Raw genomic sequence first — 12,714 nt, 5'->3', positions numbered from 1 at the left:
CATGCCCGAATCACCCTCCCTGTCGCGCCCGATCCTGGCGGGGGTGGTGACGGCCCTGGTCGGATTCACGAGCTCGTTCGCGGTCGTGCTGACCGGGCTCGATGCGGTCGGGGCGGATGCGGCGCAGGCGGCCAGCGGACTCCTCGCGGCCAGCCTCACCATGGGTCTCGCATGCGTCGTGCTCGCCTGGCGGTACCGGATGCCGATCACCGTGGCGTGGTCGACCCCCGGGGCCGCCCTCCTCGTCGCGACCGGGACCGTCGAGGGAGGCTGGCCGGCGGCGGTCGGCGCCTTCCTCGTCACCGCCGCCCTGATCCTGCTCACGGCGCTCTGGCCCGCGCTCGGCGCCCTGATCGCCCGCATCCCGCCCTCGATCGCGCAGGCGATGCTCGCCGGTGTGCTGCTGCCGCTGTGCCTGGCGCCGATCACGGGCATCGTCGCGAATCCGTGGGGCGTGGTGCCGGTCGTGCTCACCTGGCTGGTGTTCGCGCGACTCGCGCCGCGATGGGCGGTTCCCCTCGCGTTCGTCGCGGCCGCCGTGGTCGTGGCGGTCTCCCTCATCGGCGCTTCCACTGTGGACGAAGGCACCCCGTTCGACCCCGCCGTGCTGCTCCCCCGGCTCGAGTTCACCGCTCCGACGTTCACGGTGGGGGCACTGGTCGGCCTCGCGCTGCCGCTGTTCATCGTGACGATGGCCTCGCAGAACGTGCCGGGCATCGCGATCATGCGCAGTTTCGGGTACGAGGTTCCGTGGCGTCCGGCCATGCTGGTGACGGGTGTCGGCACGGCTCTCGGCGCGACGGCCGGCGGGCACGCCATCAACCTCGCCGCGATCAGCGCCGCCCTGGCCGCGTCACCGGACGCCGACCCCGACCCGAAGCGGCGATGGGTGGCGGGCGTCTCGACCGGGGTGTCCTACCTCGTGCTCGGCGGGTTCTCCGCCGCCTTCGCCGCACTCGTGGTGCTCGCGCCCGCCGCCGTGATCCCCGCGGTCGCCGGTCTCGCGCTGTTCGCCGCGTTCGGGTCTGCGGTGCAGCAGGCCATCGACGATCCGGGCGAGCGCATCCCCGCGGTCGTGACCTTCCTGGTCGCGGCATCCGGCATCTCGGTGCTCGGGGTCAGTGCCGCGTTCTGGGCCCTCGTCGCCGGGCTCGTGGTCCGCACGGTCCTCCACGCCCGCCGCCCCTGACCCGGGGTCGGCCACCCCCTTGCCGAGCGCACGACTTCTTCACGCGAACATCCTGTGCACTCGGCAGCATCCCGTGCACTCGGCGGCGGGATGCGGGCGCGGCGGACGACGAGGGGCGGGGGTCAGCCGCGGGACGGACGGGAAGGAGTCCGCCACGCGGGGGATGCCCGGGGCCGCCCTGCTCCGTAGCGTGAGGGTATGACGACAGGAATGCTCGAACTCTCCGGCATCACCAAGAGCTACGGCTCTCGGCGCGTGCTCGACGACGTGTCCTTCACGGTGGCCCCCGGCCGCCTGACGGGGTTCGTCGGCGGCAACGGCGCCGGCAAGACCACGACCATGCGGATCGTCCTGGGGCTGCTGTCCTCGGACGGCGGCCGGGTCGACCTCGACGGCGCGCCGATCACGGCCGAAGACCGCCGCCGCTTCGGGTACATGCCCGAGGAGCGCGGTCTCTACCCGAAGATGAAGGTGCTCGAGCAGATCGTCTACCTCGCCCGCCTGCACGGCTTCGGCAAGCAGGAGGCCACCGACCGGGCGACGGAGCTCCTTACCGAGTTGGGCCTCGGCGAACGGTTGAACGACACGATCGAGTCGCTGTCGCTCGGCAACCAGCAGCGCGCGCAGATCGCCGCCTCGCTCGTGCACGACCCCGAGGTGCTCATCCTCGACGAGCCGTTCTCCGGTCTCGACCCGCTCGCGGTCGACGTGGTCGCCGGAGTGCTGCAGTCCAGCGCCGCGAAAGGCGCATCCATCCTGTTCTCCTCCCACCAGCTCGACGTGGTCGAGCGCCTGTGCGACGACCTCGTGATCCTCGCCGGTGGCACGATCCGCGCCTCAGGCTCCCGCGATGCGCTCCGCGCCGAGCACGCCCGCGACCGCTATGAGCTGGTGTCGGCCGGAGACGCGGGATGGCTGCGCACCGAGCCCGGTGTGACGGTCGTCGACTTCGAAGGCGGCTATGCGCTTTTCGACGCGGACGGCCCCGAGACCGCCCAGCGCGTACTCCAGTCCGCCGTGCAGCGCGGCGATGTCGCGAGCTTCGCGCCGAAGCATCCGTCCCTCGCCCAGATCTTCAAGGAGGTCATCCAGTGAGCACCCCCGCCCCCGTCCGCAGCAGCAACGGCATCTGGCTCGTCGCCGAGCGCGAGATCGGATCGAAGCTCCGCAGCAAGGCCTTCCTGATCTCCACCGGCATCCTCCTGGTGCTCGCGCTCGCCGGCATCATCCTCGGCGGCTTCGCCAGCAAGAACACCGACACGACGCCGATCGCCGCGACGGCGGAGACGGCATCCGTCGTGTCGGCGATCCCCGGAGTCGAAGTCACCGAAGTGGCCGACCAGGCCGCCGCTGAGGAGCTCGTGCGCGACGACAAGGTCGACGCCGCGGTGCTGGAAGGCGATGGTCCCTCCGGTTACACGATCATCGCCCTGCAGGATGCCCCGGGCTCGATCGTCTCGGCACTGTCGATCTCTCCCGAGGTCGTCATCCTGGAACCGGCGACCACCAACCCGCTGCTGCGCTACTTCATCGCGATCGCGTTCGGCCTGGTGTTCATGATGGCCGCGGCGACTTTCGGCGGCACGATCGCGCAGAGCGTCGTGGAGGAGAAGCAGACGCGCGTGGTGGAGGTGCTGCTGTCGGCGATCCCGGCGCGCACGCTCCTCGCCGGCAAGGTGATCGGAAACACGGTGCTCGCGATGGGGCAGATCCTGGCCCTCGCGGCGGTGGCCACGATCGGGCTGATCGTCACCGGTCAACGCGAGGTGCTCACGACCCTGGGAGCGCCGATCATCTGGTTCGCGGTGTTCTTCCTGTTCGGCTTCATCCTGCTGGCGGCCATGTTCGCGGCCGCCGCCTCGATGGTGTCGCGCCAGGAGGACATCGGCTCGACGACCACGCCGATCACGATGCTGATCATGGCGCCGTACATCCTGGTCATCGTCTTCAACGACAACCCGCTGGTGCTGACGATCATGTCGTACGTGCCGTTCTCGGCCCCGGTCGGCATGCCGATGCGTCTGTTCGTCGGCGAGGCGCAGTGGTGGGAGCCGCTGCTGAGCCTGGTGATCCTGCTCGCGAGCTGCGTGGCCGCGATCGTCATCGGCGCGAAGATCTACGAGAACTCGCTGCTGCGCATGGGCTCGCGGGTCAAGCTCAAGGAGGCGCTGCGCGGCTGACGCGTCTCGCGCCTCGCGCCTCGCGCCGAGACCCCGCCTTCACGCCGAAACCCCCTGTTGCGGATGTCTGCAGCAGGGGGTTTCGGCGGTTACTCGGGGTTTCGGCGGTTACCCGGTCTCGGCGGGCAAGTACCGGGTCAGATCACGCCGTCGGCGAGAGTGGTCGGGTTGCCGAAGCGGTGGTTCGTGATCGAGACGGCCTGCTCGTGCAGGAACGGCAGGATCTCGACGCGGCCGGCACCGGTCACAGCGTGCGACCACACCGCCACGTCGGGGCTCCCGTCGAGCGCCTCGTGCAGTGCCGCGGCGTCGCCGCCGACGAGACGCACGCGGTGCCACGAGTTCGCCGCCTTCGCGTAGCGCTTGGTCCATGCGGCATCCGACTCGTGCTTCACGGTGACCCCGTGCGCCCGCAGCGCCTTCTCGACGCGCGAGGGCAGCGCCGGCGCCGACACCGTGAACGGGCTGCCGCTGCGCAGGGCGGCGGCGAGCACGCGGATGCCGTCGACGAGTGGAGCGTTCTCGCTGATGCGCACATCGACCGCGACCGGACGGTAGCGGAACAGGTTGCGCTCGACTCCGAGGCCCGACTTGTCGCTGACCGCACCGAACTCGTCGACCCAGGCGCGCTCGTCGGATGCCGCGGCGCGGTGCAGCCATTCAGCTTCGGCCGCGTCGACCTCGGAGGCGGCAGCATCCAGCAGCGCGCCGACCACCGGCACGACGGCCGCGCTCGGCGCGCCGGCCGGGAGCTCCGCCGGAGCCCACTCGCCGAGGCCGAAGAGGTAGTTCGGTCCGCCGGCCTTCGCGCCCGCACCCACGGCCGAGCGCTTCCAGCCGCCGAACGGCTGACGCTGCACGATCGCCCCGGTGATGCCACGGTTCACGTAGAGGTTGCCGGCCTCCACGCGGTCGAGCCAGGTGGCGACCTCGTCGGAGTCGAGCGAGTGGATGCCCGCGGTCAGGCCGTAGTCGACCGCGTTCTGCAGGCGCAGCGCCTCGTCCAGGTCCTTGGCGTGCATGATGCCGAGCACGGGGCCGAAGAACTCGGTCAGGTGGAAGTACGAGCCCTCGCGCACACCGGTCTTGACGCCGGGAGTCCACTGCTTCCCCTCGTCGTCGAGCTTGCGCGGCTTGACGAGCCAGCGCTCGCCCTTCTCGAGCTTCGTCAGCGCCGTGAGCAGCTTGCCGTTCGCGGGCTCGATGATCGGACCCATCTGCGTGGCCGGGTCGTCGGGCAGCCCGACGCGCATCGAGGTCACGGCATCCACCAGCTGACGCTCGAACCGCTTCGAGTCGGCCACCGATCCGACCAGGATCGCCAGCGACGCCGCGGAGCACTTCTGCCCCGCATGACCGAACGCACTGCGGGCCACGTCGGCGGCCGCGAGGTCGAGGTCGGCGGAGGGAGTGACGATGATCGCGTTCTTGCCGCTGGTCTCGGCGAGGAGAGGCAGGTCGGAGCGGAACGAGCGGAACAGCTGCGCCGTCTCGTACGCCCCGGTGAGGATCACCCGGTCCACGGCGGGGCCGGCGACGAGCCGCGTGCCCAGGTCGCGGGAAGCCAGGTCGACGAGCGCGAGCAGGTCACGCGGCACACCCGCGGCCCACAGCGCTTCGACCATCACCGCACCGCAGCGCTGGGTGAGCTTGGCCGGCTTGATGATCACGGCCGAGCCAGAGGCCAGACCGGCCAGCACGCCACCTGCGGGGATCGCGACCGGGAAGTTCCACGGCGGCGTGACCACGGTCACCTTCGACGGCACGAACTCGGCGCCCGAGACGGTCTCGAGATCCTTCGCGCGCTCGGCGTAGTAGTGCGCGAAGTCGATGGCCTCGCTGATCTCGGGGTCGGCCTCGGCGATGGTCTTGCCCGCCTCGTGGGCCATGATCTCGATGAGCTGCCCCCGGCGCGCGGCGAGCTCGTCGCCGGCGCGGTGGAGCACGGCGGCGCGGTCGGCGGCGGGCAGGGCGGCCCACTTCTCGGCAGCGGCGGTGGCTGCGGTGAAGATGCCGTCGAGCTCGGCATCCGTCTCGACCTTCGCGATCGCGATGGTGTCGAGGCCCAGCGTCGATCCGACCGAGCGGATCAGGATCTCGCGCCCCCACGCCCGGTTCGCGGCGATGGCCGGATCGGTGTCGGCCTGGTTCTCGAAGCCCGTCGTGGTGCCTGCGGGAGCCTCCACCGTGCGGTCCTGCACGCGGTGAGGTGCCGGGACGTACTCCGGAGCATCGGTCTCCAGCGCGGCCAGCGAGCGCTCGAAGCGCTCCCGCTCGCGGGTGAGGAGAGTCGGGTTCGAGGCGAGCTCGAACACGGCCGACATGAAGTTCTCCGGGCTGGCGTTCTCTTCGAGCCGGCGCACCAGGTACGCGATCGCGACGTCGAACTCGGCCGGGTTCACGACCGGCGTGTAGAGCAGCAGGCGTCCGACGTCCTTGCGGACGGCCTCGGCCTGGCCGGTCGCCATGCCCAGCAGCATCTCGTACTCGACGAGGGGCTCCGCCTCCCCCTGGGTCCCTGAGCCTGTCGAAGGGCGCGCCACCCCGCGCGCCTGCGCGAGCAGCCAGGTGTAGGCGATGTCGAACAGGTTGTGGCCCGCGACGCCGATGCGCACGGCATCCAGACGCTCGGGGGTCATCGCCCAGTCCAGCACCCGCTTGTAGTTGGTGTCGGAGTCCTGCTTGGTGCCGTAGGTCGCGAGCGGCCAGCCGTGGATCGCGGCGTCGACCTCTTCCATGGCGAGGTTCGCGCCCTTGACGACGCGCACCTTGATCGGCGCTCCGCCCTTCGCCCGGCGGGCCGCAGCCCACTCCTGCAGGTGCTGCATCGCGCCGAGCGCGTCGGGCAGGTAGGCCTGGAGCACGATGCCGGCCTCGAGGTTCTCGAGCCCCGGCTGGTCGAGGATGCTGGTGAAGGCCGCGATCGTCAGGTCGAGGTCGCGGTACTCCTCCATGTCGAGGTTGATGAACTTGGCCTTGCCCTTGGCTTCGGCGCGGGCGGCGAGCTCGTAGAGCGGGGTGAGCTTCTCGACGACATCGGCCACGGCCTCGTCGAACGACCACATCGACAGCTGGCTGACCACGCTGGAGACCTTGATCGACACGTAGTCGACGTCGTCGCGGGCGAGGAAGTCGCGGGTGCCCTGCAGGCGGTGCCCGGCTTCGCGCTCGCCGAGCACGGCCTCGCCGAGGAGGTTGAGGTTGAGGCGGTTGCCGCTCTTGCGCAGCTTCGCGATCGCGGGGCCGAGCTTGGAGGGCGTGGCGTCGAGCACGAGGTGTCCGACCATGGCGCGCAGCACGCGGCGCGAGATCGGCACGACCACGCCGGGCAGCTTCGGCGCCCAGAAGCCGCCGGTCTTGATCGCGGCCCGGAGGTAGCCGGGCAGCAGGCTCGGGGTGATCTCCGAGATCTCGGCGAGCTTGCGACCCGCGACACGCAGGTCTTCGGGGCGCATGACGCCGTCGACGAAACCGACCGTGAACGCGAGTCCGTTCGGGTCTTTGAGCACCTCGGACAGGCGCTGGGCGGCCGGTTCGACGGGGTGCGTCTCACTCTCGGCGAGCCAGCGCTGCACGAGGGCGGCGACGTCTTCTGTGCGGGGAATGGTGGTGTCGGCGGCGACAGGCATCGGGGGACCTTCCAAGAGAGCGCACACCGGGGTTTCATGTGCGGCTGGATCATTGTCCTGCCGGTCGGTAGGCTCCGTCTATCAACCGATTTGCGTGGATTCTGTTCACTCAAGCTGAACGAATGGAACGACCGTGCTCGACGTCAACCGCCTGCGGATGCTCGTGGAGCTGTCGCGCCGCGGAACCCTCTCCGCCGTCGCCGACGCCCTCTCGTACAGCAAGGCCTCGGTGTCGCAGCAGTTGAGCGCACTGGAGCGCGATGTGGGGGTGCCGCTGCTGCGCCGAGTCGGCCGCGGCGTGCAGTTCACGCCGCAGGGGAATGTGCTGGTGACCCAGGCCATCGGCATCCTCGATCAGCTCGAGCACGCCGAGGTCGCCGTCGCGGAGTCTCTCACCGAGGTGACGGGCACCGCGCGCATCGCCGTGTTCCAGTCGACCGCGCACTCCCTGCTGCCGCGTGCGCTCGAGTCCCTCAAGGAGAGGCATCCGGCCCTGCGGGTCGAGGTCACCGAGTGCGACCCGGAGACCGGGCTCGTCGGGGTGTCCAGCCGCGACTTCGACCTGATCCTCGCCGAGCAGTATCCGGGGCGGACCCGCCCGATCCACGCCGACCTCGACCGGGTGGTGCTCGCCCACGACACGATCGCCCTCGCCCGGCATCCCGGAGCGCCCACGCACGCGGATGCCGTCGCCGCTCTGTGGTCGACCCGCGACGAGCCGTGGGTCCTGGAACCCGAGGGCACCGCATCCCGAGCCTGGGCCGAGCAGCTCTGTCGCACGGCCGGGTTCGAGCCCGACGTGCGGTTCGAGATCGCCGACCTCACCGCGCACGTGCGGCTGATCCACGCCGGGCTCGCGGTCGGGCTGCTGCCCGAGCTCGTGTGGGCCGGCGACACCCCGACCGTCGATCTGGCGCCGCTCCCCCGCGAGCCGCGGCGCGAGATCTTCTCCTCGGCACGGCGCGTGTCCGCCGCCGCCCCGTCCATCCGCGCCGTGCGCAGCGCGCTCGCGGACGCCGCGTCGCACAACCTGCCCGCCTGACGAAGACACGCAACGAAACTCGGGAATATGCATGCACATGCATCTGTTCTGTCCCGTGTACCCGGACGAAGGAGTCCGATCCACTCCTTCTGAAAGGCACTTCCGTGAGCACTCCCGTCATCGACCGCACCGCCCCGACCGAGCACCCCGTCCTCGACGTCCTCGCCGGCCGCTGGAGCCCCCGCGCCTTCGACGCGCAGAACTCGATCGACGAAGCCAAGCTCGCCACCGCCCTCGAGGCCGCCCGCTGGAGCCCGTCCGCCAACAACACCCAGCCTTGGCGCTTCATCGTCGCCCGCCGCGGCACCGCCCTGCACGCCCAGGTCACAGGCGCCCTGATGGGATTCAACCAGGCATGGGCGGGCAACGCCGCTGTGCTCGTGGTCGCGATCGCCGAGACGGCCACGGCCGACGGCACGCCGATCACCCACGCCCTGTACGACCTCGGTCAGGCCGTCGCGCACTTCTCGGTGCAGGCCCACCACGACGGCCTCGTCGTGCACCAGATGAGCGGCTTCGACCCGGAGGTCGTCCGCGAGTTCGCCGACCTCGAAGCCCGCTTCGTCCCCACCACGGTCTTCGCCGTCGGCGAGTTCGGCGACATCGAGGCGCTTCCCGAGGTGCTGCAGGAGCGCGAGGTCGCTCCGCGCGTGCGTCGCCCGATCGACGAGACGGTCGTCCTCAGCGCCTGACCCGCGCCCACCCTCCGCTGTCGACGGGGCCCCCGGATTGTCCGGGGGCCCCGTTAGCGTTTCCGGATGGACACTCTCCGCATCACCGGCGCGCGGACGAACAACCTCCGCGACGTCTCGGTCGACGTTCCCAAGAAGCTGCTGACCGTCTTCACCGGCGTCTCCGGGTCGGGCAAGTCGTCGCTGGTGCTCGACACGATCGCCGCCGAGGCGCAGCGACTCGTCAACGACTCGTATTCGACGTTCATCCGCGCGCGGCTGCCGCAGATGCCGGCGCCCGACGTGCAGTCCATGGACGGCCTGACCTTCACGGTGCTGATCGACCAGCGTCGGTTCACGGGCAACGCGCGCTCGACGGTGGCGACCGCGACCGACCTGGCCTCTCTCGTGCGCCTCGTGTTCTCTCGCGTGGGCGAGCCGTCGGCCGGCTACTCCCCCGCCTATTCGTTCAACGATCCCTCCGGCATGTGTCCGACCTGCGAAGGACTCGGCACGGTCTACGACATCGACATCGACGCCCTGATCGACCCCGAGAAGAACATCGACGAGGGGCCGGTGCGGTTCAGCCTGTTCCGCCCTGGCGTGTACCGGTGGAAGCGATTCGCGTACTGCGGGCTGTTCGACCGTGCGAAGCCGCTCAAGGACTACACGGCCGAGGAGATGGACCAGTTCCTCTACGCCGACAAGCTCAAGCTCGACGACCCGGACCCGCGGTTCCCCCAGAGCGCCCGGTTCGACGGCGTGATCACCCGCATGCGCGACGTGTTCCTGAAGCAGCGCCCGGTGAAGATGTCACCCCAGGTGCGTGAAGAGCTCGACCGGCTCGTGACCCATCACACCTGCCCGGACTGCCGGGGCGCGCGAGTGAACGAGGCGGCGCGGGCGAGCCTCATCGACGGGCGATCGATCGTGGACTGGATGCGGATGCCGGTGGCCGAGCTGCACACGCTGCTCGACGCCTTCGACGATCCGCGGGTGGCACCGGCGGTCGAGGGCATCCGTCATGTGCTCGACGCCCTGCTCTCGGTCGGCCTCGGCTATCTCCCGCTCGACCGCGAATCGTCGACCCTGTCCGGCGGCGAGGCGCAACGGGTCAAGATCGTGCGCCACCTCGGCAGCGCCCTGACCGACGTGACCTACGTGTTCGACGAGCCGAGCACCGGGCTGCACCCCGCCGACATCCAGCGCCTCGTCGCCCTGCTGCAGCGGCTGCGCGATGCGGGCAACACGATCCTCGTCGTCGAGCACCACCCGCAGGTGATCGCGGTAGCCGATCACGTGGTCGACCTCGGGCCCGGGGCGGGCTCCGCCGGCGGCATAGTGCAGTTCGAGGGCACGCCCACGGCGTTGCGCGGCAGCGACACCCTCACCGGACGAGTGCTCGCCGAGCCGTTGACGATCCGCGAGACGGCGCGGGAACCCTCGGGTCGCATCACCGTGAGGGATGCTCGATCGCACAACCTGCGCGGGTTCGACGTCGACGTCCCGCTCGGCGTGCTCACCGCGATCACGGGGGTCGCGGGTTCGGGAAAGAGCTCTTTCGCCACGGTGGAGCTGCCGCGCCAGCATCCCGAGTTCACGGTCGTCGGGCAAGACCCGCTGCGCGGCGGAGCGCGGTCGACGACGCTGAGCATCCTGCGCATCGCCGATACGGTGCGCGAGGTGTTCGCGGCCGAGTCGGGCCTCGACCCGTCGTGGTTCAGCTTCAACTCGCGAGGAGCCTGCTCCACCTGCCGTGGGCGTGGGCACATCACGACCGAGCTCGCGTTCCTCGACGACGTCTCGCTGCCCTGTGATGCCTGCGGCGGCCTGCGCTTCAATCCTAAGGCGCTCGGCGTGCGGGTCGACGGCGCCTCGATCGCCGACGTCCTGGCTTCGACGCCCGCCGAGGTCAGCGCGCTGTTCTCCGCCCACCCCGATGTGGTCTCGGCGCTGGAGTGGGTGCAGCGCACCGGTCTGAGCTACATCCCGGTGGGACGGTCGCTCGACACGCTCTCGGGCGGCGAGAAGCAGCGGCTGCTCCTCGCCCGGCATCTCAGTGATCCGCGGCGCGACCCCGCCGACCGGATCATCCTCGACGAGCCCACCTCGGGCCTGCATCCGACCGACGTCGACACGATCAACACCCTCTTCGACGATGTGCTCGATGAGGGCGCGACCCTGGTCGTGGTCGAGCACAATCTGCGCGTGGTCGCGCGCGCGGATCATGTCATCGACATCGGCCCCGGTGCCGGCTCCGACGGCGGGCGGCTGATCTTCGCCAGCACTCCGGCGGCGATCGTGCGCGACGCCGCGTCGCTCACCGGCCGAGCCCTGGCCGTAGCCTCCGAGGCCTGAACACCCTCGGGCCGGAGGGCAGACGCTGGAGCGCCGTTTGTGAGGGGTGCGGCGCGACGCTCCGATCTACAATCGTCGGCATGGCAATCCAGCGAAGGATCAAGTCCGTCGAACAGTCGATGGCAGAGACGCACGACGAGAAACGCTCCCTGAAACGCTCCCTGGGCGTGTGGGATCTCGCTGTCATGGGCGTCGCGGTCGCCGTCGGTGCCGGCATCTTCTCGGTCGGCGCCGAGGCGTCCGCGCGGCATGCCGGCCCGGCCGTCATCGTCTCGTTCATCATCGCCGCGGCCGTGTGCGGGCTCGCGATCCTCTGCTACGCGGAGTTCGCCTCCTCCATCCCGGTCGCGGGTTCCGCCTACACCTTCACCTACTCGACCCTCGGCGAGTTCCTCGCCTGGATCATCGGCTGGGACCTGATCCTCGAGATGCTCATGGCGTCGGCCGTGATCGCGAAGTACTGGGGCGTCTACCTGGGCGATGCGGTGTCCCTGTTCGACCTCGAGATCCCGATGACCCTCCAGATCGGACCGCTCAGCTTCGACTGGGGTCCCGTCGTGATCGTCGCGATCTTCACGCTGCTGCTCGCCCTCGGCACGCAGCTGTCCAGCCGCGTCAACAGCGTGTTCACGGTGATCAAGGTCGCGATCGTGCTGTTCGTCATCGTCGTCGGACTGTTCTTCATCAACGGCGCCAACTACTCCCCGTTCGTGCCGCCGGCGCAGGAGGGCGCGGCATCGGAGAGCGTCTGGACGCAGTCCCTCTTCTCGTTCATGACCGGCTCCGACCCCTCGATCTACGGGGTGTTCGGCATCCTCAGCGGCGCGGCCCTGGTGTTCTTCGCGTTCATCGGCTTCGATGTCGTCGCCACGAGCGCCGAGGAGACCAAAGACCCCAAGCGCACTGTCCCGCGCGGCATCATGCTCGGCCTCGTGATCGTGACCGTCCTGTACGTGCTGGTCGCGATCGTCATCACCGGCATGGTCTCGTACACCGAGCTCGCGAAGCTCGAAGAGCCCTCTCTGGCGAGCGCGTTCGAGCTCGTCGGGGCGACGTGGGCGGCGCAGGTGATCGCCATCGGCAGCCTCGTGGGACTCACGACCGTGGTGATGGTGCTGCTGATGGGCCTCGCGCGCGTCGTGTTCGCGATGAGCCGTGACGGCCTGCTGCCGCGCTCGCTGAGCGTGACGAACGCGAAGCGCGGCACCCCGATCCGCATCCAGCTCATCGTGGGCGTCGTGATCGCGATCATCGCCGGCTTCACGGATGTGCAGGTGCTGGGCGACATGATCAACATCGGGACGCTGTCGGCCTTCGTGCTGGTGAGCATCGGTGTGCCGATCCTCCGCAAGAGCCGACCCGACCTGGAGCGCCCGTTCACGGTGCCGCTGTCTCCGTGGCTGCCGTGGATCTCGGCGCTCGCCTGCTTCTGGCTGATGCTGAACCTCAGCACCGAGACCTGGGTGCGCTTCGCCATCTGGCTCGCGCTCGGCCTGGTGATCTACTTCGCATACTCGCGGCGGCACTCGCTGATCGGACGGGAGCTCGAGAAGGACGCTCTCGGCGGGCTGCACCGCCCACCCCTGCGGTAGCCGCGTCGCAGCGGCCTTGCGACCATCTCCCGAAATGAAGGAGAACTCGCGCT

Annotated in this window: 8 protein-coding genes; 7 read left to right on the top strand and 1 reads right to left on the bottom strand. The window is 69.9% G+C overall.

The annotated features are described in order from the left end of the window. The first annotated feature begins 1 nt into the window (after position 1). The 3 genes from AC6CHX_RS09360 (at position 2) to AC6CHX_RS09350 (ending at position 3,369) form a co-directional block, all read left to right on the top strand. On the top strand, positions 2-1,189 hold the full coding sequence (locus tag AC6CHX_RS09360; protein WP_498272583.1) for a benzoate/H(+) symporter BenE family transporter: 1,188 nt from the start codon (positions 2-4) through the stop codon (positions 1,187-1,189). A gap of 210 nt (positions 1,190-1,399) precedes the next feature. Next, positions 1,400-2,284, top strand: coding sequence for an ABC transporter ATP-binding protein (locus AC6CHX_RS09355; RefSeq protein WP_136040891.1), 885 nt, complete (start codon positions 1,400-1,402; stop codon positions 2,282-2,284). Then, positions 2,281-3,369 (top strand): ABC transporter permease, encoded by a 1,089-nt coding sequence (locus AC6CHX_RS09350; protein ID WP_136040883.1) that lies wholly within the window; start codon positions 2,281-2,283, stop codon positions 3,367-3,369. The genes AC6CHX_RS09355 and AC6CHX_RS09350 overlap by 4 nt, the downstream gene beginning before the upstream one ends. Positions 3,370-3,506: 137 nt before the next feature. On the opposite strand, the gene AC6CHX_RS09345 is transcribed toward AC6CHX_RS09350, so the two are convergent. Further along, complete coding sequence (locus AC6CHX_RS09345; RefSeq protein WP_498272582.1) at positions 3,507-6,998, bottom strand: proline dehydrogenase family protein; 3,492 nt, start codon at positions 6,996-6,998, stop codon at positions 3,507-3,509. A 133-nt stretch (positions 6,999-7,131) separates the two neighbouring features. Between AC6CHX_RS09345 and AC6CHX_RS09340 the strand changes: the two genes are divergently transcribed. The 4 genes from AC6CHX_RS09340 (at position 7,132) to AC6CHX_RS09325 (ending at position 12,661) form a co-directional block, all read left to right on the top strand. Then, the gene (locus AC6CHX_RS09340) at positions 7,132-8,040 is read left to right on the top strand and encodes a LysR substrate-binding domain-containing protein (RefSeq protein ID WP_498272581.1); all 909 of its coding nucleotides are present in this window, start codon (positions 7,132-7,134) and stop codon (positions 8,038-8,040) included. 104 nt (positions 8,041-8,144) lie between these two features. Beyond that, positions 8,145-8,732: a nitroreductase family protein gene (locus AC6CHX_RS09335; protein ID WP_498272580.1), complete on the top strand. Its 588-nt coding sequence runs from the start codon at positions 8,145-8,147 to the stop codon at positions 8,730-8,732. Between the two features lie 66 nt (positions 8,733-8,798). Continuing rightward, a complete protein-coding gene (locus tag AC6CHX_RS09330) occupies positions 8,799-11,069 on the top strand; it encodes an ATP-binding cassette domain-containing protein (protein WP_498272579.1) in 2,271 nt (756 codons plus the stop codon). An 80-nt stretch (positions 11,070-11,149) separates the two neighbouring features. Then, positions 11,150-12,661, top strand: coding sequence for an APC family permease (locus tag AC6CHX_RS09325; protein WP_136040879.1), 1,512 nt, complete (start codon positions 11,150-11,152; stop codon positions 12,659-12,661). Positions 12,662-12,714 lie beyond the last annotated feature (53 nt).

The organism is Microbacterium sp. GQ128 (assembly GCF_059758615.1).
This window is presented reverse-complemented; position numbering and strand designations above follow the sequence as displayed.